We start from the raw sequence: 23215 nt of genomic DNA, 5'->3' as shown, positions 1-23215 counted from the left end.
GGCTTTCCTGATGGCCAACAAAAGGGTTAGCCGATCATGGGCCGTCACGATCTGACATTGGGCATTGCCTTGAAGGGCCGCGCGGGTCTGGCCTGCGGGCTCTACACCTCCACCGCCGTGCTGACCGCCACCGGCTGGGTCGAGATGGGCGCGCTTTCGCCCGGCGATCTGGTGGTGACGCGCGAGGCGGGGCTTTGCCCGATCCTGACCATCACGCCCGAACCCCGTGACGCGCTCTGGGCCGTGCGCTTTCCCGAAGGCGTGCTCGGCAATCTGGAGGAGGTTCTGCTGCCGCCCGGCCAGCCGGTCCTGATCGAGACGGCCTATGCCATGCCCTTCACCGGCGAGACCGAGGTTCTGGTTCCCGCCGCCGCCCTGGAAGGCTGGCGCGGCATCGCGCCCCAGGTGCCGTTGCACCCCGAGATCATCCTGGGCATGCGCCTGTGCCAGCCCGGTCTGCTGGAGGTTGGGCAGGGCCTCGTGATCGGTGTCGAAGGGGCCAACACAGGCTCGGCGGACCTGATCCGCCTGCTCTACGGTCCGGCGGAGCGCGCGGTCCTGCCTTTGGCCGCGGCCCGGCATCTGGTCACGGCGATGATCGCCGAAGAGGCCGGGCAGGCCCTGCGCGGCGGCGATCAGGCCGCCTTGCTGCGCGTGGCGAACCGGTCGTAAAAGCCCTGACCCGAGGCCGCGACCTCGGTCAGCAGCGCGGGCACCGCGAACCGCGGGCCGAGGTTTTCCGCCAGGCCTTCGCAGATCTCCACCGCCTTGGCCGCGCCGATCATGTCGAGCCAGCTGAACGGCCCGCCCGACCACGGCGCAAAGCCCCAGCCGAGGATCGCGCCCACATCGCCTTCACGGATATCGGTCAGGACACCTTCCTCCAGCGCGCGCACCGCCTCCAGCGTCTGGATCATCAAGAGCCGGTGCTGGATGGTGATGAGGTCGGGTTGCAGGGCGGCCACCGGCCAATGCTGGGCGAGGCCGGGCCAGAGCCCTTCGCGTTTGGCCCCCGCGTCATAGGCGTAAAAGCCGGCCTTGGCCTTGCGCCCCAGACGGCCTTCATCGGCGAGCGCGAACAGCACCTCGTCCACCGCGCCATCGGGGTAAGCCTCGCCCATCGCGGCCTTGGTCGCCTTGGCGATCTTGACGCCCAGGTCGATCGAGGTTTCGTCGACCAGTTGCAGGGGACCCACCGGCATGCCGACCAGCCGCGCGGCGTTTTCGATCAGCGCGGGTTCCACCCCTTCGGCGACCATCCGAATGCCTTCGTTGATGTAGGGAATGATGCAGCGGTTGGCGTAGAAGAAGCGGGCGTCGTTCACCACGATCGGCGTCTTGCGCAGGGCGCGGACGAAATCCAGCGCCTTGGCCACGGCGCGTTCGCCCGTGGCCTTGCCCTTGATGATCTCGACCAGCGCCATCTTGTCGACGGGCGAGAAGAAGTGGATGCCGATGAACTGATCCGGCCTTTGGCTGGCGCGGGCCAGACCGGTGATCGGCAGGGTGGAGGTGTTGGTGGCAAAGATGCAGTCCGACCCCACGACAGCCTCGACCTTGGCGGTGACCTCGGCCTTGACCTTGGGGTCTTCGAACACCGCTTCGACCACCAGGTCACAGCCGGCGAGGGCGGCGTAATCGGCGGTGGCAGTGATGCGCGACAGAACCTCGGCCTTCTTCTCGACCGTGACCTTGCGGCGCTGGACGCCCTTTTCCAAGAGGTCTGCGGCATGGGACTTGCCGCGCTCGGCGGCCTCTTGCGTTGCATCGACCAGCACCACCGTGATCCCGGCATTGGCCGCGACATAGGCGATGCCCGCGCCCATCATGCCCGCGCCGATCACCCCCAGCTTTTGCACCGATTGGTCGGGCAGAGCGGGGCGGTTGGCGCCCTTTTCCAGCGCCTCCTTGTTGAGGAACAGGCTGCGGATCATCGCCGAGGAGGAGGGGTTCAGAAGCACCCCGGTGAAGGCCCGCGCCTCGACCTTGAGGGCCAGATCGAAGGGCACCAGCGCGCCCTCATAGGCCGCTTGCAGCAGGGCCTTGGCGGCGGGATAGACGCCCTGGGTGCGCCCCATGATCATCGCATTGGCGCCGACAAAGGTCATGAAGCCCGAAGGGTGATAGGGGGTGCCGCCGGGCATCTTGTAGCCCTTCTGATCCCAGGGCTTGACCAGATCGGCCTCCTTGGCGGCCAAGATCCATTCCTTGGCGCGGGCGAGCAGGGCCTCGGGTGCCACCACCTCGTCAATCAGCCCCTCCATCCTGGCGGCTTTCGGGTCAAGAAGCTTGCCCTCCATCAGGAAGGGCGCCGCCATCAAGATGCCCATCTTGCGGATCAGCCGGGTCGTCCCACCCGCGCCGGGGAAGATGCCGATCAGGCTTTCGGGCAAGCCGATCTTGGCTTTGGGATTGTCGGCGGCGATGATCCGGTGGCAGGCGAGCGGCAGTTCAAAGCCGATGCCAAGCCCGGTGCCGGGCAGGGCCGCGACGATGGGTTTGCCGCCTTTCAGCGTCTTGGGGTCCATCCCGGCGCGTTCGATCTTGCGCAGGATTCGGTGGGTGTTCATCACCCCGGCAAAGATCGCCTCGGCCCCGCCTTCGCGCATCCGCGCCAGGACGTTCAGATCCATGCCGCCGGCGAAATCCTTCTTGCCCGAGGTCAGGATCACCCCTTTGACCGCCGCATCGCCCAGGGCGCGGTCGATCAGCGCCTCCAGTTCGGCGAAGCCTTCCAGCGACATCACGTTCATCGACCGGCCTGGCAGATCCCAGGTGATCGTGGCCACGCCGTCCGCATCGACCGCATAGAGAAAATCGCTCATGTTCCGGATCCTTGGGCAGGGGGTAAAAGGGTGCGCCGCACCAGCGGCCAGCGGCTGTTGGCAAGCCCGTTGGTGACCGAGGCCGCCCGCCAGACGCCCTCCTCCAACCGCAGGGTCAGGACCGAGCGGTAGGGCGCGATCACCCGGTGCCCGCCCGCTATCACATGCGAGACATAGCTGCCCGAGATCAGGTCGACATCGAGCCGAAAGGCCTGATCGGCCAGGCGGATGTAGTCGGTGACATGCTGCGAACGGAAGATGTCGCGGAAAATCTCGTAGCCCAGCCGCAGCCCCTCTTCGGTCGTCACCAGCTTGGTTTCGTCATGGCTGATCACGGCGCAGGGCAGGCAGATCCTGCGACGGTAGGCGCCCCATTCGTCGGCGAGCAGGGCTGCAGCCACGTCATCCAGATAGGATTGCAGGATTGCGGAAGAATCCATTTCAGCTGCGCTCCCGCCCGTCGCCGTGCAGATAGCGGCGCGCGGTGCCGTCTTTCACGGTGACAAGATCGTGGTCGGGGTAATGGATGACATCGCGCGCCCGGCGCGTGCCGATCACCAGATAGCGCGCCTCGGCCTCGGAGCGGTTGTGCAGGCAATGGCCAATCGCCAGACCCGCGGGCCAGGCCGCCACATCGCCCGGGCGCAGCACCTCTTCGGTGCCCTCGACCAGAATGACCTCACCCGACAGCACCACGACCATCTCGTCCTCGGCCTCATGCCAATGGCGGAAGGAAGAGCGCGCGCCGGGGGGCAGGATCTCGATGAAGGCGCCGAACTGGGTCAGGCCGCCGGGATCGGACAGAAGCTGATAGGCGTAATCGCCCAAGCCCCCGCCAAGAACCGGGTGGCTGTAGCCGATGGCGTGCTGGATGGGTTGCGGTGGCAGTTTCGGCATCAGCGCGGGCCCACCCAGTCGCTGTCGTCCTTGTAGGTGAAGCGCGCCTTGCCCTCTGCGATGTGGATTTTCAGGTCGATGTCGGAATAGGTCGCAACTTCGGCCCTGGCCTTGGTGCCGACGACGAGGAACACCGCCAGCTTGTCGGAGCGGTTGACGAACTGATGCCCATCGGTCGACCCTGCCGGGAAGGCCGCGCAGTCACCCGGCCGCATCACCGTCTCGCCCGCGTCCTGGACCAGAATGCACTCGCCCTCGGTCACCATGACGAATTCGTCTTCGTTCATGTGCCAGTGGCGCAGGCTGGACAGGGCCCCCGGATCCAGCCGCACCAGATTGACGCCGAACTGGGTGAGCCCCCCGGCCTCGCCCAGACGGACCGAGGACCGCCCCGCCATCATCGACGCATAGGGCTCGGGGTAGATCGAGCCGGTTTTCACCGGCGCCTTGGTCAGATCAAGTTTCGGCATGGTCGCTCCCTCCGGCAAAAACCGCGTGGCTCTGCGGCGGTCGGGAAAAGAACGCGACCGCGCAGAGCGACGGCATCCAAGGGGCAGCGTAGGCCAGGGCACGGTCCTTGCGCAACCCAGGCCTTGCGCAACCCGGGCCTTGCGGCGCCTAGCCCCCGAAACCCGCGATCTCCGGGTCTTTCGCGGCTTCGTAGCGGATCGCTTCGAACATCTCGGTGCAGATGCCGAAAGCGGTGTTCTGGCAGTATTGCACATAGCTGCTTTGCCCGCACAGGGTGTCCGAGGGGTCGAATTCCCGGGCGATGGCCCAGACCCGGAAGCGGGCATTCTTGCCATGCACCAGCCTCGTCACCTCGACCGAGATGCGCGCCACCTCGCGTTTCAGCCAGTCCGCCCGGATATCGGCGAGGAAGCCGCACATCTGGGTATGGTCCAGAATTTCGACCGTCCCCGAATCGTAGGCGATATGAAGCGGATAGCGGTAGAAGGGCGCCAGCAGGTCGAACCGCCCCGCCATGGTCGCCTCGACGCGCCATTGTAAAAAATCCTGAATCTTCTGTCGTGGCATCCCGCGCACCTGCCTTGGCTGTTTCAAGCCGCAGGTTAGGCGACAAAGTTGAATCGCGGTTTAACGACCACCGCTGCACCGCCCCGTCGCGGAGCCTGATTTGCCTGCCGGTCGCCGCCGCCCGATCCATGGTCAGATCCTTTCGATGATCGTGGCCGCCCCCATGCCGCTGGCCACGCAAAGGGTGGCCAGACCCAGCGCCTTGTCTTGCCGCTCCATCTCGTCCAGGAGGGTGCCGAGGATCATCGCCCCCGTCGCCCCCAGGGGATGACCCATTGCGATGGCGCCGCCGTTGACGTTGACCCGGGCGGGGTCGGCGTCGAAGGCCTGAAGGAAGCGCAGGACCACCGCGGAGAAGGCCTCGTTCACCTCGAACAGGTCGATGTCGCTGAAGGCGAGGCCCGCGGTTTCGAGGATGCGCTGGGTGACCGGCACCGGGCCGGTCAGCATGATGGTCGGATCGGTGCCGATCTTGGCGGTGGCGCGGATCCGGGCGCGGGGGCGCAGGCCATGCATCCGGCCGAACTCGGCATCGCCGATCAGCACGGCGGCGGCGCCATCGACAATACCGCTGGAATTGCCGGCGTGGTGGATGTGATGGATCCGCTCCAGATGCGGGTATTTCATCAGGGCGACCTTGTCAAAGCCGGGCATGACCTCGCCCATCTCCTGAAAGGCGGGCTTGAGGGCGCCGAGGGTCTGCATGTCGGTGGCCGGGCGCATGTATTCGTCGCGGTCGAGGATCATCAGGCCGTTGCGGTCGCGCACCGGCACGACCGAGCGGGCAAAGCGCCCCTCAGCCCAGGCCTGCGCGGCGCGGCGCTGGCTTTCGACGGCGAAAGCGTCGGCCTGATCGCGGGTGAAGCCATATTCGGTGGCGATCAGATCGGCCGAGATGCCTTGCGGGACGAAATAGGTCTTCATCGCCAGGCTCGGGTCGACGGCAATCGCCGCCCCGTCCGACCCCATGGCGACGCGGCCCATCATCTCGACCCCGCCGGCGATATAGCCATGGCCGGCCCCGGCCCTGACCTGATTGGCGGCAAGGTTCACCGCCTCCAGCCCCGAGGCGCAGAAGCGGTTGATCGACAGGCCCGGGATCGCCTCGTCCAGGCCCGAGGCCAGAACGGCCGAACGGGCGAGACAGCCGCCCTGCTCGCCGATCTGGGTGACATTGCCCCAGATGACATCCTCCACCACGGCACCGGAAAGGCCGCTGCGGGCGGCCAGCGTGTCGAGCATCTGCGCCGAGAGGGCGACGGCGGTGACTTCGTGCAGGCTGCCATCTGCCCGGCCCTTGCCGCGCGGGCTGCGGATCGCGTCATAAATGAAGGCGTCGGTCATGGGGTCCTCACGGGGTCATGCGGCGGGGAAGGCGCGGGGCATCAGGTCATAGGGGTGCTGCCAGCCGGGCAGGGCGCTGATCCGGTCGAGCCAGGCTGCGATATGGGGCCAATCGGCGCGGGAGAAGCCGAAGGGTTCGGGGTAGTAGAGGTAGCTGCAACAGGACAGGTCCGCGGTGGTGGGACGGTCGCCCACGATCCAGCTGTGGCTGGACAGATGATCCTCCAGCACCTGATAGGCGGCTTTGAGGCGGCCCTGCAGGAAGCCAATCACCGCATCGGAGCGCTTTTCGACCGGAAGGAAATTCATCAGGAACCGTGTGGTGCCGATCTGGGTGGAGAGCTTGTGATTGTCCCACAGGATCCAGCGCAGGATCTCACGCCGTTCCGCCGCGTCGCGCGGCCCGAACTGGCCGGTCTTCTCGGCCAGATAATCCAGCATGACGCCGGACTGCGTCAGGGCCTGATCGCCATCCACCAGCACCGGCGCCTCGCCCATCGGGTTGACGGCGCGAAAGGCCGGGGTGCGGGTGCCGCCGGTGAAGAAGGGGATGAACTCCAACTCCCAGGGGGTTTTCGTCAGGGTCAGCATCAGCGCCACCTTGTAGGCATTGCCGCTTTCGCCAAATCCGTACAGCTTCATCGTCGCTCCCTTTTGTCTTGTGTCGCACCCCTGGCCGGCGCCGGGGGTTTTCCACCCCCGGACCCCCGGAGGATATTTCTGTCTGAATGAAGTTAACCTGACATTAACCCCGTTTTGGCAATTTTCCGGCACGGTACAGGCTGGGAAGCCGATGACCGTTCTGGGTGAAGCCCTGCCTCGACATGACGGATAGCCAAAACGGAGCCTCGGGGCAGGGTGGAACGGAGCGGGGTTTTCGCGCCCCGGGTTTCATCCAGATCCAGATATCCGCCCGCCGCAGGCGTTCCGGCGGCGGGAGCTGCGGGGTGGGGATCATCGCTTGCGGTCCTCGAGCTCGGTGTTGAAGAGGCGCAGGCGGTGGGTCAGGGTTTCGGTATTGGTCACGCTGTCGAAATTCTCGAACAGGAAGGACAGCGCCTCGCCCTCGTCGAGGCCAGCTTCGCTGGCAAAGCGTTTCAGGCGGCGGTAGCCGTCCTCGGTCATGGCGACCGGGAAGCGGCGGGTCAGGCGGAAGCGTTTGGGCATGGGTCACTCCTTTGATGCGGAGCCTAGCGGGCCCCGGCCGGGAGGGAAATTGCCGATCGCGGGCGGGCGGGGCGGGGGCCTCATCAGAAATCCTCGGGGGACAGGCCCATGACGGTTTCGCCGCCCGCCTCGATCCGGGCTAAGTGCAGGGCGCAGGCCGGCAGGAGGCGGGTCATGAAGTGGCGGGCGGTCACCAGTTTGGCGCGCAGAAAGGCATCCTCGCCCGCGTCCAGCCCGGTCAGGGCGGCGCGCGCCATCCTGAGCCACATCAGGCCCAGGCAGACATGGCCCATCAGATGCAGAAAGTCGGTGGAGCCGGCCAGCGCGTCATTGGGGTTCTTCACCCCGGCCGAGAGGAAATACATCCCCGCCGCCTGCATCTGCTTGGAGGCGGTCTTCAGCGGTTTGGAAAAGGGTTCCATCCGCGGGTCGCCGTCATGGGCCTGGCATTCGGCCTTGACCAGGGCGAAGAAGGCGATGGCCGGCTTGCCGCCATCCGCCGCCATCTTGCGCCCGACCAGATCCAGCGCCTGCACGCCATTGGCGCCTTCGTAGATCATCGCGATCCTGGCATCGCGGACGAACTGGCTCATCGGGTTGTCCTCGATATAGCCGTGGCCGCCCCAGACCTGCTGGGCCGCCACCGCCGCCTCGAAGCCCTTGTCGGTCTGGAAGCCCTTGATCACCGGGATCAGGAGCGAGATCAGCCCCTCGGCCGCCGTGTCGCCCTTGCGGTGGGCTTGGTCGATCAGGCTGGCGCCCCAGAAGGTCAGGGCGCGGGCGCCTTCGATGAAGGCGCGCTGGTCCATCAGGCTGCGGCGGATGTCGGGATGCATCAGGATCGGGTCCGCCGGCGCATCGGCGGGCGGGGTGGTGCCCGCCATCGCATGGCCCTGGCGGCGGTCTTTGGCATAGGCCACGGCAGCCTGATAGGCGGCTTCGGCCACGGCATAGCCCTGCATGCCGACGCCGAGCCGGGCCTCGTTCATCATGGTGAACATGGCGCGCATGCCCTTGTGTTCCTCGCCGACCAGCCAGCCGGTGGCGCCGTCGAAGTTCATCACGCAGGTCGCATTGCCGTGGATGCCCATCTTCTCCTCGACCTTGCCGGGGGAGACGGCGTTGCGGCTGCCATCGGGCAGGACCTTGGGCACCACGAACATGCTGATCCCACGGGTGCCGGGGCCGCCCCCGGGCGCCTTGGCCAACACGAGGTGGATGATGTTCTCGGCCAGATCGTGATCGCCGGCCGAGATGAAGATCTTGGTGCCGGTGATCTTAAAGGAGCCGTCGCCCGCAGGCTCGGCCTTCGTCCGGATCAGGCCCAGATCGGTGCCGCATTGCGGCTCGGTCAGGTTCATCGTGCCGGTCCATTCGCAGGAGGCGAGCTTGGGCAGGTACATGGCCTTCTGTGCCTCCGAGCCATGGGCGCGGAGGGCGGAATAGGCGCCATGGGTCAGGCCCATATACATGTTCAGCGCCATGTTGGCCGAGACGAAAGGCTCGTTCACCACGGTGTGCATGAGATAGGGCAGGCCCTGGCCGCCATAGTCGGCCTCGGCGTCAAGCGCGGTCCAGCCGCCCTGGCGCAGCGCGTCGAAGGCGGCGCGAAAGCCGGCAGGGGTGCGGACGATGCCGTTCTCAAGGTGACAGCCCTCGCGGTCGCCCACCGTGTTCAGGGGCGCCAAGACCTCGGAGGCGAGCTTGCCCGCCTCCTCCAGAACCGCCGCCGTGAAGGAAGGGTCAAGAGCGGCATAGCCGGGGATATCCATCCCCTGCACCTGCAAGACCTGATGCAGCAGAAAGTCGTAGTCCCGCAGCGGCGCCTTGTATGTCATCGCTCTCTCCCCTTCGCTGGCCCTATTCGGCAGCCTGGCGCAGGCCCGCGATCAGGGCCGCGGCCTGCGTCAGTTCACCCTGCAACTCGGCGATCGCCTCGTCCAGTTCGGCGCGCTGGGCCTGCATCTGGGCCAGACGATCCTGCGCCAGATCATAGGTGCGGCGCAACTGCTGCTCGTTCGAGCCGTCGCGGTCGTACATGTCCAGAAGCTGGCGGATATCCTCCAGCGAGAAGCCAAAGCGCTTGCCGCGCAGGATCAGGGTCAGCCGGGCGCGGTCGCGCTTGGTGTAAAGCCGGCGCGTGCCGTCCCTTTGCGGAAACAGCAGCTCTTTCTGTTCGTAGAAACGCAGGGTGCGCGGGGTGACCGCAAAGCTGGCGCACATCTCGCGGATGGTCAAAAACTCGTTCATGGCTCGCTTTCGAAAGCTTTATCGGGGTTGTTATCCCCAAAATGGGCGTCCTTCGGCAGCTTTGGTAGAGAGGGTGACGTTAACGTCAACGTGACGTAACGTCATTTCGACAATTGGGGCCTGCGCGGGGGCGGGGCGGGGCCCCGGGGGAGGACCCGGGGCCTGCCGCCGCACCCGCCGTGTCAGTAGTAGTGCCCGGCGTACCAGCCGTAGCGCGGATGGAACCAGCCCCAGCCATAGCCGGCGCGGAAGGTCCAGACATAGCCTCGGGCCGGAATATGGCCGACCGGCTGGACGTACCAGCCGTAACGCGGGTGATACCAGCCCCAGCCGGTGCCGCCGTGATAGCGCCAGACGAAGCCGGGGGCGGGCACGGGACCAACAGGCTGGACGTACCAGCCGTAACTCGGGTGGTACCAACCCCAGCCATGACCGCTGTGATAGCGCCAGATGAAGCCCGGGCCGGGCACAGGGCCCACCGGCTGGACGTACCAGCCATAGCGCGGGTGATACCAACCCCAGCCATAGCCCTGATGAAAGCGCCAGATGTAACCCGGCGCCGGAACCGGGCCGTTCGGCCCGACCGAGACGACAATGGAAGTGCCCGCCTGCGCCACGCTGGCATCTGAAATCGTGACGGCGGACATGACGGCCACAAGGACCGCCGCGGATACGAGACGGAACATGACAGATCCTGCTTTCTCAAAAGACTCCCGGCGCGGGAGGAGAGCGGCGCGCGGGGAAGCGTGAAGGCGCTTCGGTCTGATGGTAATCCTTCGGCCGCCGGCGCTCAAATAAAGGCCCGGTAAAGCGGCGTCACTTCGGGGTGACGGTGTTGCAACACTCGGGCGCGCTGCGGCCTATTCGATCTTGCGGTTCCGCAGGATGCGCAGTTCGGCGATCGTGGCCTCCAGCTCTTCGCGCTGACGCTCCAGCACGGTCAGTTGGCGGTCGGCGAGGGCGATCCACGCCTCTTGCTGGGCGGCGGTGCCCTTCTGGTCATAGATCAGAAGCCACTGGCGCAGCTCCTCCAGCGAGAATCCGAACCGTTTGCCGCGCAGGATCAGGACCATCCGCGCCACCTCGCGCGCGCCGTAGAACCGCGCGCGGCCCTGTTTTTCCGGCGCCAGCAGTTCGATGTATTCGTAGTAGCGCAAAGTACGCGGCGTCACGGCAAACTTCGCGCACATCTCTTTGAAAGTAAGCCGGGTTTCTGCCAATGCTGTCCCCAGAGAGGTCACCTCGGGGCCACCCTAGGGGCAAGTGCGCGCTTGTGCAACAAGAGCGCCCGCACCCCGTGGCGCGGGCCTCCGGCCCCCTTGCATCCGGGGGGCCATAGGTGAAGATGACAGAGCGCAAACCCTGCCGCCCGCGCGTTGGCGGCAGGCGCCGCCCGGAAAGGCAAAGATGACGGACCTACTTGCCCAAGCGAGACTTTTTCTGGAGAGCCTGCCCTATGCGCAAAAGCTTGGCATGCAGCTGATCGGCCTTGGCGCCGGCAAGGCCGAGATTCGGATGCCCTATGACGAGCGGTTGATCGGCGACCCGAGCACCGGGGTTCTGCATGGCGGGGCGATCTCGGCCCTGATGGACACGGCCTCGGGCGCCTCGGTCATGTGCCATCCGGCGGCGCCGGCCAGCACCGCCACGCTGGATCTGCGGATCGACTACATGCGCCCGGCCACCCCGGGCCAGACCGTGACCGCAAGGGCCGAATGCCACCATGTCACCCGCAGCGTAGCCTTTGTCCGCGTCATCGCCACCGATGCCGACGAGGCGCGCCCGGTGGCCATGGGCACCGGCACCTTCACCCTGGAACGCCCGAAAACGGGAGAGCCCGCATGATCCGCCGCCCGCCCGAACCGGTTGAGGTGATCAAGTCCCGGCGCGAGGCCGCCCTTGCTCGCCTTGTCGCCGGCGTGCCCTATATCGGTTTTCTCGGCGCCCGCTTTGACCGGCGCGGCGACGAGTTGACCGCGGTCCTGCCCTTTCACCCTTCGCTGATCGGCAATCCGATGCTGCCGGCCCTGCATGGCGGCGCCACGGCCGCCTTTCTGGAGGTGACGGCGATCATCGAACTGGCCTGGACCGGCCTGTGGGAGGATATGGAATCCGGCCGCATCGACCCCAATTCCGAGACCTTCCCCCCATTGCCCAAGACCATCACCTTCACGGTGGATTTCCTGCGCACCGGCCTGCCGCGCGATGCCTATGCCCGCGCCAAGGTCAGCCGCTCGGGCCGGCGTTATGCCACCGTCCAGGTCGAGGCCTGGCAAGACAACCGCGCCCGGCCTTTCGCCCAGGCCACGGCGCATTTCCTGATGCCGGAAAGCCCGTGATCCTGCCATGCTTCCCCTGACCCACCGCCGCATCCTGACCATCGCGGTGCCGATCGTGCTGTCCAATGCCACCGTGCCGTTGCTCGGCGCGGTGGATACGGCGGTGATCGGGCATCTGGGCCTTGCCGCGCCGATCGGCGCTGTGGGTCTGGGCGCCACGATCCTGTCGCTGCTCTACTGGGCCTTCGGGTTCCTGCGGATGAGCACCTCTGGCCTGGCCGCCCAGGCCAAGGGCGCGGGCGACGGGGTGGAGCTTTCGGCCACACTGATCCGCGCGCTTCTGGTCGGCGTCGGGGCGGGGCTGGGGCTGATCCTTCTGCACCCCTTGCTGTTTGCGCTGGCCTTCAAGGTCGCCCCCGCCTCGCCCGAGGTCGAGGGCCTAGCCCTCACCTTCCTCAAGATCCGGATCTGGGCCGCACCCGCCAGCATCGGGCTTTACGCCCTGACCGGCTATCTGGTCGGCACCGAGCGCACGCGGGCGGTTCTGGTGCTGCAATTGTGGCAGAATGCGCTGAACATGGCGCTGGATTTGTGGTTCGTCATGGGCCTCGGCTGGGGTGTGGCGGGGGTGGCTACGGCGAGCACGATTGCCGAGGTGACGGGCCTTGCGCTGGGCCTTTGGCTGGTGCGCGCGGCTCTGGCGCCGATGCGCGCCGCCCTGGGCCGCCTGACCGACCGCGAGGCGCTGCGGCGGACCTTCTCGGCCGGGCGCGACATCCTGATCCGGACGGTGATCCTGCAGACCTCCTTCACTGCCTTTGTCTTTCTCGGCGCACGGTTCGGCGACACCACGCTGGCGGCCAACCAGATCCTGCTGCAATTCCTGTCGATCATGGCCTTCGCGCTGGACGGCTTTGCCTTTGCCGCCGAAAGCCTGGTCGGCCAGGCGATGGGCGCGCGCGACCCGGGGGCCCTGCGCCGGGCGGCGCGGATGTCGATGCAATGGGGCTATGGCGGGGCAGGGGCGCTGGCGCTGCTCTTCGCGCTGGGCGGCTATCTTGCGATCCACCTGATGACCACCGCCGCCGATGTGCGGGCCGAGGCGCTGATGCTGCTGCCCTGGCTGGTCGCGGCGCCCCTGATCGGGACCGCCTGCTGGATCTATGACGGCATCTTCATCGGTGCGCTGATGACCCAGGCCATGCGCAACGCGGCCCTGCAGGTCGCTTGCCTTTACCTCGTGGCGCTGGCCGTTCTGGTGCCGGCCTTCGGCAACCAGGGGCTTTGGGCCGCGCTGATGGTGATGAACGCCGGCCGCGGGCTGACGCTGCGCCGGGCCTTTCCGCAAGTGCTGGCCCGCGCGGCCGAGGTCAGGCCCGCAGCCGCCTGAACAGCTCCGACGCGCCCCAGCCCGCGACCATCGCCATCACCAGCGACAGGATGCCGTACAACAGCGGCTGCTCCATCGCGAGGTTGAACAGCGCGCGCTCGATCCCGGCCTTGCGCACGTCGATCTGGTTGTCCTGCATGTCGACGACCTTGCCGCCCCGGGTCAGGAAGATCCGCACCTTGTAGGTGCCCTCGACCAGATTGGCCGGCATTGCGACATCGGTGCGAAACAGCGCCTGGCGCAGCAACAGAACGGTATCCTGCGACAGCTTGTATGACCCCGCCGCCTTGCGGATGCGCTGCAGGGCCTCGATGTAATCGGCCTGATCGGGCGAGATTTCTCCCCGCTTGGCCTCGATCGTCTGCAGGATCGAGATCTTGTATTTGGCATCGTCCTCGGGCGTCAGGATCTCGTCCAGGGGGCCGGTGGTGGCGACGGCGTAAAAGCTCGGGGCAGAGGCGATCTGCACCGCGCCCCGGTTCAGCCAGATGCCCGCGACATGTTCCTTCTTGCGGATGACCAGGGGCTGGTCAGGCCCCTCGACCGTGATGATCACCTGCAACAGGGGCCAGTCCGGCGGCGGCGTCTCGCGGATCGCCGCGCCATAGATCAGGATCGCGGCCCCGTCGAAACTGGTGGTGATCGACACGCCCGACTGGCTGACGCCCGAGACGATCTCCTCGGCGCGCAAGGGCAGGGCCAGCAGCAAAAGGGCAAGGACCAGGCGGATCATGACACGACCGGCGAGATGGAGAACAGCTCGGACGGGGTGGCCAGCAGATCATAGGCGATCTTGACCGCGACCAGCAGCACCAGAAGCGACAGAAGGATGCGCAGCTGCTCGGCCTTCAGCCGCACGCCGACCCTCGTGCCGAACTGCGCCCCGATCACCCCGCCGATGATCAGAAGCAGGGCCAGCATCATGTCGACCGTGTGGTGGGTGACCGCATGGACCAGCGTCGTATAGGCGGTGACAAAGGTGATCTGGAACAACGAGGTGCCCACGACCACCCGCGTCGGCATCCCCAGAAGGTAGATCATCGCCGGCACCATGACAAAGCCGCCGCCGACCCCCATGATCGCGCTCAGAAAACCGACCATGCCGCCCACCATCAGAGGCGGCAGGACCGAGATATAAAGGCCCGAGGCGCGGAACTTGATCTTGAACGGCATCCGGTGGACCCAGGAATGCACGTTGGACCGCCGAATCTGCCCCTTGTCGGACTTGCGCAGCGCATTGACGCTTTCAATCAGCATCATCGCGCCGATCACCCCCAGAAACAGGACGTAGGACAGCTGCACCAGCAGGTCGATCTGGCCCAGTTTGCTCATCAGGTTGAAAACATAGCCGCCGAAGGTCGAGCCCATCAGGCCCCCCACGGTCAGCACGCCGCCCATCCGCATGTCGACCGCCCGGCGCTTGAACTGCGCCAGCACGCCCGAGATGGAGGAGGCCACCACCTGATTGGCCCCGGTCGCCACCGCGACGCCCGGCGGAATCCCGATCAGCATCAGAAGCGGGGTGATCAGAAAGCCGCCACCGACCCCGAACATGCCCGACAAAAAGCCCACGACCCCGCCAAGCCCCAAAAGGACAAAGACGTTCACCGAGACTTCGGCGATGGGGAGGTAAAACTGCATCGCGCCTTGCGGAGACTGTTCGGGTTTCGTTTCTTCAGGTCGGCCTTTGGGGCTTGGCCGATTTCCTTCAGGGTTGCGCGGCTTTGCCCGTCAAGTCAAACGGTTCTGCACCGCAGCGGCAAGGTTGTTCCGCTTGGCGGCCCGATGGTGACGCTGACCCGCGCGCCTCACGGCGGCCTTGCGCCGGGCAATCCTCTGCGGGTCACCAACTATTATCAATACCGCAATAGTAAATGCGAAATTATGCGCATTCTTAATGTCAATCAAATGCCCCATCTTCCTTGCATCAGATCAACGCCGCGGCATCGACCCGGCACCCCGTGAAAGGAACTCTGCCATGCTGACCCAGATCAAAGGCCTTCACCACGTCACCTCGATGGCGGATGATGCCCGGAAGAACAACACGTTCTTCACCGACACGCTCGGCCTGCGCCGGGTGAAGAAGACGGTGAACTTCGACCAGCCCGACGTCTATCACCTCTACTATGGCGACGAGGTCGGCACTCCCGGTTCGGTGATGACCTACTTCCCCTTCGGCCATATGCCGCAAGGCCGCCGGGGTGCCGGTGAAGTGGCCGAGACGGTGTTTTCGGTGCCGAAAGGCTCCTTGGGGTACTGGAAGGACCGTCTGGCCAATGCCAGCGTCGCCGGCCTGAAAGAGGCGGAAGCCTTTGGCGAGAAGCGCCTGCGCTTCCTCGGCCCGGATGGCGACGGCTTTGCCTTGAGCGAGGTGGCTGACGATGCCCGCAAGGCCTATCTCGGCGGCCCGGTGCCCGGCGATGAAGGCGTCCATGGCTTTCACAGCGCCACGATGACGCTGCGCGATGGCGGGGCGACCGGCGAGCTTCTGCAGTACATGGGCTATCAGAAGGTCGACACCCAGGGCGACGTCACCCGCTATGCCATCGCCGGCGGCAACGGGGCCGATGTGATTGATCTGGAAGTGCTGCCTGGCGCCAATGCCGCTCGGCAAGGCGCAGGTTCGGTCCACCACATCGCCTTTGCTGTTGAGAACCGCGCGGCCCAGCTGGAGGTCCGCAAGGCCCTGATCGACACCGGTTATGACGTAACGCCGGTGATCGACCGCGATTACTTCTGGGCGATCTACTTCCGCACCCCGGGTGGCGTGCTGTTCGAGGTTGCCACCAACGAACCGGGCTTTGACCGCGACGAGGATACCGCCCACCTCGGCCAGGCGCTGAAACTGCCGGCGCAATACGCCAACTTCCGCAGCCAGATCGAAGAGATCCTGCCCAAGCTGGATTGATCCGGACACCCGCCGGCCCCCGCAACAGGGGGCCGGTCAAACGCTTAGAACCCCGCGACATGGTGGGGCACGGCAGGAAAGGGACGACAGATGCTTCTCATTCATGAAAACACGGTGCGCGGTCGCACGACGATGGGCTGGCTCGACAGCCACCACACCTTTTCGTTCGGCGGGTTCAAGGACCCGATGCGGATGGGCGTCGGTCCGCTGCGCGTGATCAACGACGACCGGGTGATCCCCGGCTCGGGCTTTTCGGCGCATGAACATGCCAGCATGGACATCCTGACCTATGTCCTGAAAGGCGCTTTGCGGCACGAAGACAGCATCGGCAATATCTCCACCATCACGGCGGGGGAGGTGCAGCTGATGTCGGCCGGTTCGGGCATCACCCATTCGGAATGGAATGCCTCGGATGAGGAAACCGCGCATTTCCTGCAAATCTGGCTGATCCCGGACGAACAGGGCGGCCAGCCTACCTATCAGCAAAGGCCGCTGCCCACCGGCCCCGGCATGGTCCATGTCGCGGGCGGCGATGGCGCCGACGGGGCTTTTGCCCTGCGGTCAGGTGCGCAGGTCTACCGCGTGACACCGGCGGAGGGGGAAGTGACCTCCCTGCCGCAGGCGGAAGATGCGCAAGCGACCGGTCGGCACGGCTTTGTCCATATCATCGAAGGTCTGGCCGAGGTGGACGGCGAACGTCTGCGCCCTGGCGACGCCCTGCAAGCTTCGGGCGAGGCGCTGCCCGATCTGACATGGCTTACCCCGGGGGAGGCCCTGTACTTCGACCTGCCGCGCACTCACGGCTGAAGATGCCAGAGGGGGCTTTTTGCCCCCTCTGGCCGATATATGCCTCAGGTCAGCATCCCTTGGCCGAGAAAGCCGCCCGCGTCCGCAACCCCGGGCAGGGCGAAGAAATAGCCGCCGCCGAAGGGCTTGATGTATTCCTCCAAAGGCTCGCCATCGAGGCGGGCCTGCACGGCGCGAAAGCCGGCATCAAGGCTCGCCTGATAGCTGGCAAAGATCAGCCCCATGTCCATCCGGCCCGAACGATCCAGCCCCAAGGCGTAATTGTAACCGCGCCGCAGGATCAGGTTGCGCTCGCTCCCCGGTGTGCGGGGGTTGGCCAGCCGGATATGGGAGTTCTCAGGCACGCCGGGCAGCGAGAAATCCGGCGTGTCATGTTCGTTCGCCATGCCCAAAGGCGCGCCGGACAGCCGGTGCCGCCCCATGATCGCCTCTTGACCGGCCAGTTGGGTGCGGTCCCAGCGTTCAACAAAGTTGCGTACGAGGCGCACCACCTGATAGCTGCCGCCCACCGTCCAGCCCGGCTCCTTGTCCGAGGGCTGGACCCAGACCAGCTTGTCCATCAGGGCCTTGTCCTCGGCAGAGGGATTGGCGGTGCCATCCTTGAAACCCAAGACATTCCGCCCCGTCGCCTCCTCTGGCGTCAGGGCCTTGGGGGGAAGGAAGCCGGTCATCTGCCAGCGTGGCGCCAGCATCGGCCCGGTCTGGCGCACGATGTCGCGGAGGGCGTAAAGCGTGGCTTCGGCGCTGTCGGCGCAGATCTGCACCATCAGATCGCCATGCGCCATGTCGGGGTGGATCGCGTCATTGGGGAAGCGTTCCATCACGATCAGCTCGGCAGGTCTCTGGGCCGCAAGCCCATAGCGCGGGTCGGCGAAAACCGAGGCACCAACCGAAACCGTGATCGTCATCGACTGCGCGACTTGCTCGCCCCCCATCAACCCGCTTTCGGGCGGCGGTTGCAGGGGATCGGGGCTTTGGTCGATCGGCCCGGTGCCGGTCAGGACCGCGACCCTTTGGGTCAGAAGCTGCAGCAGACCCGCAAGCCCCTGGCGGTCGGGCACCAAGAGGTCAAATGCCATGAAGATCGCATGGGGCGGGCGTACCGTCGTGATGCCCGCCTGATGCTGGCCCTGCCACGGCACCACCTGCGGGCCGCTTACGGGCGCTGCGGGGGCGGTATCAGCCGCCGCCGCCTTGACCTGCATCAGGCCGGGCGCTGCAAGAGCGCCAAGGCCCAGCAAAAGAGAACGTCGTGTCGCTTGCATGGCCCGGTCTCGCTCAGGTGTTCTGGATGCCAAGGATGCCGGAGAGCCGGGCCAGATCTTCGGCCAGCGCCGCGATCGGGCCCTGCAGCGCGCGGCGGTCGGCGTCGGTCAGTTCCTTGTAATTGGCAAAGCTGCCGTCGGCCTTGCGGTACTTGGTCAGCACCTCGTCCACAGTCTTGAAGTTCGCATTGGTGCGCGCCAGCAGGTCGGCGTCGCGTTCGGCCACCAAGGGCGTCACCAGCTCCAGGATCTTCTGCGCGCCTTCCATATTGGCCTGGAAATCGGCGAGATCGGTGCCGCTGTAACGATCCTCTTCGCCCGAGATCTTGGAGGCCGCGACCTCCTCGATCAACCCGGCAGCCCCGCCGATCATCGTGGCGGGCGGCACGGTCAGGGTCTTGATCCGGCCTTGCAGGGTGGTCACGTCGGCGAGCAGGCGGTCGGCCACGGCCTCCATGCCTGCGGTGCTGTTCTCGCTGAACAGCGCGTATTCCAGACGGTGGAAGCCGGTAAAGCCCGGATCCGCCTCGCGTTTCTCCCAATCATCGGCGCGGGCGTCGATCGAGGAATCCAGATCGCTGAAGAGTTCGGCAATCGGCTCGATCCGCTCGTAAGGCATGCGGGTCGCGGCAAACAGCCCGCGGGCCTTTTCGACATCGCCGGCTTTGATGGCCGCCACAAAGGCCTCGGTCGCCTTGACCAAAGCATCCGCCTCGGTCTGGACATAGATCTTGTATTCCGACAGGGGGCCGACCAGTTGCATCGGGTCGACCGGACCGACCTTGGCCGAGCCATCGGCGCCCACGGTCAGCACGCCACGCGGGTTGGACAGAAGCCCGCAGGTCAGGCCGTAATCGCCCGCCGCCAGCTTGGCCGAGATGCTTTGCTTGAAGCCCGGCAGGATATTCTCGCGCTCGGCCACCACCATGACGCCGGACAGGATCTCCCATTCCACGACGCGGGTGCTGGCGTTGGTCACCTCCACTGTGACCTGACCGGCGCTGGCGGCGATCTGGTTCGGCTCGCAGCCCTTGTCGGTGATGGTCAGGGCAAGGTTGGTGTCGGCATGGGCGGCGCCAAGACCGAGCGTCAGCAGGGTAAGCGGGGTCAGGGCCGCGCCCAAGGGCGACCAGAAGCGGGTTTTCATGGCAGTCTCCAGTCAGGAAAGGGTCAGATCGGGGTTTTGGCGGCAGCCCCGGTGGGAAGGGCGGCCTTGCGCTGGGGCAGGGGCCGCAGGAAGAGGTAAAGCGCGGGCAGAAGGACGATCAAATAGGCCAGAACCTCGCCCCAGGTCGGCGCGTCGGAATAGCCGAAGACGCCCGACAAGAGCACGCCCAGGGGGCCATCGGTGGGCAGGACATGGCTCAGGTCATAGGCGCGGTCCTGCAGCAGGTTCCAGATGCCGGCCTCGTGCAGGCTGCGCAGTACGCCTGCGGCAAGGCCAGCGGCGACCAGCAGCACGAAGACCCCGGTGATGCGGAAGAAGCGGGCAAGGTCGATGCGGACGCCGAAGCGGAAGATCAGCACGGCGAGCATAAACGCCGCAGCCAGACCCAGAAGCGCGCCCGACAGCATCGACAGGCCCGGCGCTTGCTGGATGATCGCCACGACGAACATGACACTCTCCAGCCCCTCGCGCCCGACGATCAGGAAAGCGGTGCCGGCCAGCGCCAGCGAGAAGCCCGCCGTGCCCATGGTGCGGCTGACTTGCCCCTCGATCTCGCCGCGCAGTTTGCGGCCGGTCTGGCGCATCCAGAACAGCATCGACATCAAAAGGACCAGCGCCACGACACCGACCGCCGCCTCGAACATCTCTTGTTCGCGCTGCGGGAACTGCAGGCCCGAAAGGGTCAGCGCCGCGCCAAGGGCTATCGACACGCCGACCGCCGCCGCCGCCCCGGCCCAGATCGAAGGCAAAGCCCCGGCCCTTCCACGCTGCACCACATAGCTCGCCATGATCCCGATGATCAGCGCGGCCTCAAGCCCCTCGCGCAGCATGATGAGGAAGGTCAGCAGCATGGCAGATGTCCCGACTTGCGCAACCGGTCAGGATCGGCTGCATTGTTGATCAATTTACTTGGGCATATGCCTGCAAAGTAAAAGAGTCAACTTCTATCCTCTGTCAAAGAGGCGGGACGTCCTCACGTGTTCGAAGACAAGGCAAATGCGCCCCAAGCCCTCAGGCGGCTTGCATATTCCGTAGGAAGTGGCGCAGCACCTTTTCCAGCTTGGCCGCACCGAGGGGGGCCATGGCCTTGGTGTGTTCATGGCTGATCTTCTCGTCCGACAGACCCGCCGCCATGTTGGTCACTGTCGAAATCGCCGCCACCCGCAGCCCGAGGAACCGAGCAAGGATCGCTTCGGGCACGGTGGACATGCCCACCGCATCTCCGCCAAGGATCTTGATGGCCCTTATCTCCGCCGGGGTCTCGAACGAGGGGCCAGAGTACCAGGCATAAACGCCTTCCGGCAGGGCGACGCCCTCCGCCTCGGCCGAGGCGCGGAGTGCGGCGCGCAGGGCAGGATCATGCGCCTCGGTCATCGGCACGAAGCGGGCATCTGTCGGCTCGCCGATCAGCGGGTTCAGGCCGGAGAAGTTGATATGGTCCGACAAGAGCATCAGATCGCCGGGCTTGATATCGGCACGCAGCGAGCCCGCCGCATTGGTGGCGATCAGCGCCTTGGCGCCAAGCGCCTTCATCACCGTCAAGGCGCCCCGCATCGCGGCGGGATTGCCCTTTTCATAATAATGCTCGCGCGCCCCAAGCACGGCGACCCGCACCCCCTCCAGCATCCCCACATGAAGGCTGGGGTTATGGCCGGAAACCGAGACATGCGGGAAGCCCGGCAGGTCGGCATAGGGGATCGCCACCCCCTCCACCGCATGGGCCAGATGGCCGAGGCCGGAGCCGAGGATCAGCGCCAGTTCCACCGGCGCCTCACCCGCGCGGGCGCGGATCAGGGCAAGGCTCTCGGCCTCAGCGTTCTTTGACATAGGGTTCGCCTCCGGCGCGCGGCGGGATGGCTTTGCCGATGAAGCCCGCCAGGATGATGACAGTCAGGATATAGGGCAGGGCCTGGGTGAACTGGACCGGGATCACCACGACGCCCAGGTCGATGTTCGGAAAGCGGATCGCAATGGCGTCCAGAAGGCCGAACAGCATGCAGGCATAAAGCGCGTACCAGGGCCGCCACTTGGCAAAAATCAACGCGGCGAGCGCGATATAGCCGCGCCCGGCGGTCATTTCTTTCAAAAACCCTGCAGAAAGCCCGGTCGCCATATAGGCCCCGGCCAGCCCGCACAAAACCCCGGTGATCGCCACCGCCGCATAGCGCAGGCCGGTGACCGAAACCCCCGCCGTATCCACCGCCGCAGGGTTTTCCCCCACCGCGCGCAGCCGCAGGCCAAAGCGGGTGCGGTAAAGCACCCACCAGGTCAGGGGCACCAGTGCCAACGAGACATAGACCAGGATCGAATGTCCCGAGATGACCCGCGAATAAACCTCGTTCAGAAAGCCCAAATCCCCGGTCGCGGTGGTGATCGGCGTGGCGAAGGGCAGGACGATATCCTCGAACCGCGCGCCGCCGGCCAGGGCCGGGGTCTGGCCGCCCAGTTTGAACCAGCTCGCCCCCAGAACCACCGTCAGCCCCGAGGCGAGGAAGTTGATCGCTACGCCGGAAATCAGCTGATTGCCGCGGAAAGTGATGCTCGCCAGCCCGTGGATCGCGGCAAAGACCAGCGAGGCGGCGATGCCCGCGATGACCCCCACCCAGACATTGCCCGTGGCATAGGCCGCCGAGGCTGCGGCAAAGGCCGCCACCAGCATCTTGCCCTCAAGCCCGATGTCGAAAATCCCGGCGCGTTCGGAATAAAGGCCCGCCAGACAGGCGAACAGCAGGGGCGTCGCCAGCCGGATCGTCGAGTCCAGAATTTGCAGAAAACTGTGCAGATCCATCAGCGTGTCCCCCGCTTCGCGAACAATTTCTCCAGCGGTTTCTGCACCATATAGGGCAGGGCCCCGGTAAACAGGATGACCAGCGCCTGCAGAACCGTGATCACATCGCGCGGGATCGAGGTGCCAAGCGCCAGCTGCGAGCCGCCCTCATACAGAAACCCGAACAAAAGCGAGGCCAAGACGATGCCGAAGGGGTGGTTGCGTCCCATCAGGGCCACGGCGATGCCGATGAAGCCCGCGCCCTCGACCGGGTCCTGCAACAGGCGGTGAGCCTCGCCCTGAACAGCGTTGATCGCCAGCATCCCCGACAGGCCGCCTGACAGCGCCAGCGCGTAAAGCGTGATCCGCACTGGGCTGATCCCGGCATAGACCGCCGCCTTTTCCGATTTGCCAAATGCCCGCATCGCATAGCCAAGCCGCGTGTGCCACAGCAAAGCCCAGACCCCCACCGCGCAGGCCAGCGCGATCAAGAGGCTGATATTGGCGGGGTTCTTGTTGGAAAAGGGGATCCCCACGGCGCTGAGCATATCGCCCAGCTTCGGCAGGTTGGTCACCGGGTCGAAGCGGGCCGAGGCCGGGTCCATCTTGCCCACCGGGCGCAGCACATTGACCAGAAGGTAGTTCATCAAGGCGCTGGCCACGAAGTTGAACATCATCGTCGTGATCACGATATGGCTGCCGCGCTTGGCCTGCAGCCAGGCCGGCACCAGCGCCCAGGCGCTGCCGAACAGCATCGCCGCCACCATCGAGCCCAGCACGGCCAGCGACCAATGCGGCCAGGGAATGTAGAGGAGGCTCAGCGCCACCCCGAGCGCCCCCAGCTTCGCCTGCCCTTCGCCGCCGATGTTGAACAGGCTGGCCTGAAAGGCGATCGACACCGCAAGACCGGTGAAGATGAAGTTGGTGGCGTAATACAGCGTATAGCCCCAGCCATAGGTCGACCCGAGCGAGCCCTGCACCATGATGGTCAGGGCGGCAGCCGGGTCCTGCCCGATGCCCCAGATCAAGAGGCCACACATGATGAAGGCGATGACCAGACAGATCAGCGGCACCAGAACCACATCCGCCCAACGCGGCAACTTCTCCATG

Annotated in this window: 26 protein-coding genes; 6 read left to right on the top strand and 20 right to left on the bottom strand. The window is 65.9% G+C overall.

Translation table 11 applies throughout. The annotated features are described in order from the left end of the window. Nucleotides 1-36 precede the first annotated feature (36 nt). The gene (locus AC1DVR_RS07505) at nucleotides 37-672 is read left to right on the top strand and encodes a Hint domain-containing protein (protein ID WP_477999918.1); all 636 of its coding nucleotides are present in this window, start codon (nucleotides 37-39) and stop codon (nucleotides 670-672) included. On the opposite strand, the gene AC1DVR_RS07500 is transcribed toward AC1DVR_RS07505, so the two are convergent. The 12 genes from AC1DVR_RS07500 to AC1DVR_RS07445 form a co-directional block, all read right to left on the bottom strand. After that, nucleotides 636-2825 (bottom strand): FAD-dependent oxidoreductase, encoded by a 2190-nt coding sequence (locus AC1DVR_RS07500; protein ID WP_477999917.1) that lies wholly within the window; start codon nucleotides 2823-2825, stop codon nucleotides 636-638. The genes AC1DVR_RS07505 and AC1DVR_RS07500 overlap by 37 nt on opposite strands. Further along, nucleotides 2822-3265 carry a hypothetical protein gene (locus AC1DVR_RS07495; protein ID WP_477999916.1) on the bottom strand — a complete coding sequence of 148 codons (444 nt, stop codon included), beginning with the start codon at nucleotides 3263-3265 and terminating at the stop codon, nucleotides 2822-2824. Before AC1DVR_RS07495 ends, AC1DVR_RS07500 begins: the two co-directional genes overlap by 4 nt. Nucleotide 3266: 1 nt before the next feature. Continuing rightward, nucleotides 3267-3722, bottom strand: coding sequence for a cupin domain-containing protein (locus AC1DVR_RS07490; RefSeq protein ID WP_477999915.1), 456 nt, complete (start codon nucleotides 3720-3722; stop codon nucleotides 3267-3269). Further along, a complete protein-coding gene (locus AC1DVR_RS07485) occupies nucleotides 3722-4192 on the bottom strand; it encodes a cupin domain-containing protein (protein WP_477999914.1) in 471 nt (156 codons plus the stop codon). Before AC1DVR_RS07485 ends, AC1DVR_RS07490 begins: the two co-directional genes overlap by 1 nt. Nucleotides 4193-4340: 148 nt before the next feature. Beyond that, entirely contained in the window at nucleotides 4341-4760 is a 420-nt protein-coding gene (locus AC1DVR_RS07480; RefSeq protein WP_477999913.1) for a hypothetical protein, read from the bottom strand. A gap of 132 nt (nucleotides 4761-4892) precedes the next feature. Next, nucleotides 4893-6104, bottom strand: a complete 1212-nt coding sequence (locus AC1DVR_RS07475) for an acetyl-CoA C-acetyltransferase (RefSeq protein ID WP_477999912.1) — start codon at nucleotides 6102-6104, stop codon at nucleotides 4893-4895. A gap of 15 nt (nucleotides 6105-6119) precedes the next feature. Next, entirely contained in the window at nucleotides 6120-6746 is a 627-nt protein-coding gene (locus AC1DVR_RS07470) for a glutathione S-transferase family protein (RefSeq protein ID WP_477999911.1), read from the bottom strand. 312 nt (nucleotides 6747-7058) lie between these two features. Further along, on the bottom strand, nucleotides 7059-7271 hold the full coding sequence (locus tag AC1DVR_RS07465) for a hypothetical protein (protein WP_477999910.1): 213 nt from the start codon (nucleotides 7269-7271) through the stop codon (nucleotides 7059-7061). A gap of 83 nt (nucleotides 7272-7354) precedes the next feature. Next, nucleotides 7355-9109: an acyl-CoA dehydrogenase C-terminal domain-containing protein gene (locus AC1DVR_RS07460; RefSeq protein ID WP_477999909.1), complete on the bottom strand. Its 1755-nt coding sequence runs from the start codon at nucleotides 9107-9109 to the stop codon at nucleotides 7355-7357. Between the two features lie 22 nt (nucleotides 9110-9131). Beyond that, nucleotides 9132-9521 carry a MerR family transcriptional regulator gene (locus AC1DVR_RS07455; RefSeq protein WP_477999908.1) on the bottom strand — a complete coding sequence of 130 codons (390 nt, stop codon included), beginning with the start codon at nucleotides 9519-9521 and terminating at the stop codon, nucleotides 9132-9134. Between the two features lie 182 nt (nucleotides 9522-9703). Beyond that, nucleotides 9704-10207 (bottom strand): hypothetical protein, encoded by a 504-nt coding sequence (locus AC1DVR_RS07450; protein WP_477999907.1) that lies wholly within the window; start codon nucleotides 10205-10207, stop codon nucleotides 9704-9706. A 174-nt stretch (nucleotides 10208-10381) separates the two neighbouring features. Further along, nucleotides 10382-10741, bottom strand: a complete 360-nt coding sequence (locus tag AC1DVR_RS07445; protein WP_477999906.1) for a MerR family transcriptional regulator — start codon at nucleotides 10739-10741, stop codon at nucleotides 10382-10384. A gap of 187 nt (nucleotides 10742-10928) precedes the next feature. On the opposite strand from AC1DVR_RS07445, the gene AC1DVR_RS07440 reads away from it, so the two are divergent. Genes AC1DVR_RS07440 through AC1DVR_RS07430 form a run of 3 tightly spaced genes read left to right on the top strand, consistent with a single transcriptional unit; the run spans nucleotide 10929 to nucleotide 13190 of the window. Next, nucleotides 10929-11366 carry a PaaI family thioesterase gene (locus AC1DVR_RS07440; RefSeq protein ID WP_477999905.1) on the top strand — a complete coding sequence of 146 codons (438 nt, stop codon included), beginning with the start codon at nucleotides 10929-10931 and terminating at the stop codon, nucleotides 11364-11366. Continuing rightward, entirely contained in the window at nucleotides 11363-11860 is a 498-nt protein-coding gene (locus tag AC1DVR_RS07435; protein ID WP_477999904.1) for a PaaI family thioesterase, read from the top strand. Before AC1DVR_RS07440 ends, AC1DVR_RS07435 begins: the two co-directional genes overlap by 4 nt. A 7-nt stretch (nucleotides 11861-11867) precedes the next feature. After that, nucleotides 11868-13190, top strand: a complete 1323-nt coding sequence (locus AC1DVR_RS07430) for an MATE family efflux transporter (protein ID WP_477999903.1) — start codon at nucleotides 11868-11870, stop codon at nucleotides 13188-13190. On the opposite strand, the gene AC1DVR_RS07425 is transcribed toward AC1DVR_RS07430, so the two are convergent. Beyond that, a complete protein-coding gene (locus AC1DVR_RS07425; RefSeq protein ID WP_477999902.1) occupies nucleotides 13171-13923 on the bottom strand; it encodes a TIGR02186 family protein in 753 nt (250 codons plus the stop codon). The genes AC1DVR_RS07430 and AC1DVR_RS07425 overlap by 20 nt on opposite strands. Then, on the bottom strand, nucleotides 13920-14831 hold the full coding sequence (locus tag AC1DVR_RS07420) for a sulfite exporter TauE/SafE family protein (protein WP_477999901.1): 912 nt from the start codon (nucleotides 14829-14831) through the stop codon (nucleotides 13920-13922). Before AC1DVR_RS07420 ends, AC1DVR_RS07425 begins: the two co-directional genes overlap by 4 nt. A gap of 337 nt (nucleotides 14832-15168) precedes the next feature. Here AC1DVR_RS07420 and AC1DVR_RS07415 point away from each other — a divergent pair, with 337 nt between their 5' ends. Together AC1DVR_RS07415 and AC1DVR_RS07410 are read left to right on the top strand one after the other, a co-directional pair. After that, complete coding sequence (locus AC1DVR_RS07415; protein WP_477999900.1) at nucleotides 15169-16098, top strand: ring-cleaving dioxygenase; 930 nt, start codon at nucleotides 15169-15171, stop codon at nucleotides 16096-16098. Nucleotides 16099-16188: 90 nt separating this feature from the next. Continuing rightward, nucleotides 16189-16905: a pirin family protein gene (locus AC1DVR_RS07410; protein ID WP_477999899.1), complete on the top strand. Its 717-nt coding sequence runs from the start codon at nucleotides 16189-16191 to the stop codon at nucleotides 16903-16905. Nucleotides 16906-16949: 44 nt separating this feature from the next. Here the strand turns inward: AC1DVR_RS07410 and AC1DVR_RS07405 are convergent, their stop codons facing one another. The 6 genes from AC1DVR_RS07405 to AC1DVR_RS07380 all read right to left on the bottom strand — a co-directional run bounded on the left by AC1DVR_RS07405 (nucleotide 16950) and on the right by AC1DVR_RS07380 (nucleotide 23214). Continuing rightward, entirely contained in the window at nucleotides 16950-18170 is a 1221-nt protein-coding gene (locus tag AC1DVR_RS07405) for a Dyp-type peroxidase (protein WP_477999898.1), read from the bottom strand. A gap of 13 nt (nucleotides 18171-18183) precedes the next feature. Continuing rightward, nucleotides 18184-19317: an iron uptake system protein EfeO gene (gene efeO, locus AC1DVR_RS07400; protein ID WP_477999897.1), complete on the bottom strand. Its 1134-nt coding sequence runs from the start codon at nucleotides 19315-19317 to the stop codon at nucleotides 18184-18186. A 23-nt stretch (nucleotides 19318-19340) separates the two neighbouring features. Then, the gene (gene efeU, locus AC1DVR_RS07395; protein ID WP_477999896.1) at nucleotides 19341-20189 is read right to left on the bottom strand and encodes an iron uptake transporter permease EfeU; all 849 of its coding nucleotides are present in this window, start codon (nucleotides 20187-20189) and stop codon (nucleotides 19341-19343) included. Between the two features lie 160 nt (nucleotides 20190-20349). After that, nucleotides 20350-21165: a purine-nucleoside phosphorylase gene (locus AC1DVR_RS07390; RefSeq protein ID WP_477999895.1), complete on the bottom strand. Its 816-nt coding sequence runs from the start codon at nucleotides 21163-21165 to the stop codon at nucleotides 20350-20352. Beyond that, nucleotides 21149-22126 carry an ABC transporter permease gene (locus AC1DVR_RS07385; protein WP_477999894.1) on the bottom strand — a complete coding sequence of 326 codons (978 nt, stop codon included), beginning with the start codon at nucleotides 22124-22126 and terminating at the stop codon, nucleotides 21149-21151. Before AC1DVR_RS07385 ends, AC1DVR_RS07390 begins: the two co-directional genes overlap by 17 nt. Further along, nucleotides 22126-23214, bottom strand: coding sequence for an ABC transporter permease (locus tag AC1DVR_RS07380; protein ID WP_477999893.1), 1089 nt, complete (start codon nucleotides 23212-23214; stop codon nucleotides 22126-22128). Before AC1DVR_RS07380 ends, AC1DVR_RS07385 begins: the two co-directional genes overlap by 1 nt. Nucleotide 23215 lies beyond the last annotated feature (1 nt).

It is taken from the genome of Rhodobacter sp. P2_H5 (assembly GCF_056403335.1).
The sequence above is the reverse complement of the archived record's forward strand: the minus strand, read 5'-3'. Positions and strand labels throughout refer to the sequence as shown.

What these genes read in the sequence shown, in the direction of transcription:
- AC1DVR_RS07505 (WP_477999918.1), top strand. Translation starts at nt 37, where the DNA reads ATGGGCCGTCACGATCTGACATTGGGCATTGCCTTGAAGGGCCGCGCG.
- AC1DVR_RS07500 (WP_477999917.1), bottom strand. Translation starts at nt 2,825, where the DNA reads ATGAGCGATTTTCTCTATGCGGTCGATGCGGACGGCGTGGCCACGATC.
- AC1DVR_RS07495 (WP_477999916.1), bottom strand. Translation starts at nt 3,265, where the DNA reads ATGGATTCTTCCGCAATCCTGCAATCCTATCTGGATGACGTGGCTGCA.
- AC1DVR_RS07490 (WP_477999915.1), bottom strand. Translation starts at nt 3,722, where the DNA reads ATGCCGAAACTGCCACCGCAACCCATCCAGCACGCCATCGGCTACAGC.
- AC1DVR_RS07485 (WP_477999914.1), bottom strand. Translation starts at nt 4,192, where the DNA reads ATGCCGAAACTTGATCTGACCAAGGCGCCGGTGAAAACCGGCTCGATC.
- AC1DVR_RS07480 (WP_477999913.1), bottom strand. Translation starts at nt 4,760, where the DNA reads ATGCCACGACAGAAGATTCAGGATTTTTTACAATGGCGCGTCGAGGCG.
- AC1DVR_RS07475 (WP_477999912.1), bottom strand. Translation starts at nt 6,104, where the DNA reads ATGACCGACGCCTTCATTTATGACGCGATCCGCAGCCCGCGCGGCAAG.
- AC1DVR_RS07470 (WP_477999911.1), bottom strand. Translation starts at nt 6,746, where the DNA reads ATGAAGCTGTACGGATTTGGCGAAAGCGGCAATGCCTACAAGGTGGCG.
- AC1DVR_RS07465 (WP_477999910.1), bottom strand. Translation starts at nt 7,271, where the DNA reads ATGCCCAAACGCTTCCGCCTGACCCGCCGCTTCCCGGTCGCCATGACC.
- AC1DVR_RS07460 (WP_477999909.1), bottom strand. Translation starts at nt 9,109, where the DNA reads ATGACATACAAGGCGCCGCTGCGGGACTACGACTTTCTGCTGCATCAG.
- AC1DVR_RS07455 (WP_477999908.1), bottom strand. Translation starts at nt 9,521, where the DNA reads ATGAACGAGTTTTTGACCATCCGCGAGATGTGCGCCAGCTTTGCGGTC.
- AC1DVR_RS07450 (WP_477999907.1), bottom strand. Translation starts at nt 10,207, where the DNA reads ATGTTCCGTCTCGTATCCGCGGCGGTCCTTGTGGCCGTCATGTCCGCC.
- AC1DVR_RS07440 (WP_477999905.1), top strand. Translation starts at nt 10,929, where the DNA reads ATGACGGACCTACTTGCCCAAGCGAGACTTTTTCTGGAGAGCCTGCCC.
- AC1DVR_RS07435 (WP_477999904.1), top strand. Translation starts at nt 11,363, where the DNA reads ATGATCCGCCGCCCGCCCGAACCGGTTGAGGTGATCAAGTCCCGGCGC.
- AC1DVR_RS07430 (WP_477999903.1), top strand. Translation starts at nt 11,868, where the DNA reads ATGCTTCCCCTGACCCACCGCCGCATCCTGACCATCGCGGTGCCGATC.
- AC1DVR_RS07425 (WP_477999902.1), bottom strand. Translation starts at nt 13,923, where the DNA reads ATGATCCGCCTGGTCCTTGCCCTTTTGCTGCTGGCCCTGCCCTTGCGC.
- AC1DVR_RS07420 (WP_477999901.1), bottom strand. Translation starts at nt 14,831, where the DNA reads ATGCAGTTTTACCTCCCCATCGCCGAAGTCTCGGTGAACGTCTTTGTC.
- AC1DVR_RS07415 (WP_477999900.1), top strand. Translation starts at nt 15,169, where the DNA reads ATGCTGACCCAGATCAAAGGCCTTCACCACGTCACCTCGATGGCGGAT.
- AC1DVR_RS07410 (WP_477999899.1), top strand. Translation starts at nt 16,189, where the DNA reads ATGCTTCTCATTCATGAAAACACGGTGCGCGGTCGCACGACGATGGGC.
- AC1DVR_RS07405 (WP_477999898.1), bottom strand. Translation starts at nt 18,170, where the DNA reads ATGCAAGCGACACGACGTTCTCTTTTGCTGGGCCTTGGCGCTCTTGCA.
- efeO (WP_477999897.1), bottom strand. Translation starts at nt 19,317, where the DNA reads ATGAAAACCCGCTTCTGGTCGCCCTTGGGCGCGGCCCTGACCCCGCTT.
- efeU (WP_477999896.1), bottom strand. Translation starts at nt 20,189, where the DNA reads ATGCTGCTGACCTTCCTCATCATGCTGCGCGAGGGGCTTGAGGCCGCG.
- AC1DVR_RS07390 (WP_477999895.1), bottom strand. Translation starts at nt 21,165, where the DNA reads ATGTCAAAGAACGCTGAGGCCGAGAGCCTTGCCCTGATCCGCGCCCGC.
- AC1DVR_RS07385 (WP_477999894.1), bottom strand. Translation starts at nt 22,126, where the DNA reads ATGGATCTGCACAGTTTTCTGCAAATTCTGGACTCGACGATCCGGCTG.
- AC1DVR_RS07380 (WP_477999893.1), bottom strand. Translation starts at nt 23,214, where the DNA reads ATGGAGAAGTTGCCGCGTTGGGCGGATGTGGTTCTGGTGCCGCTGATC.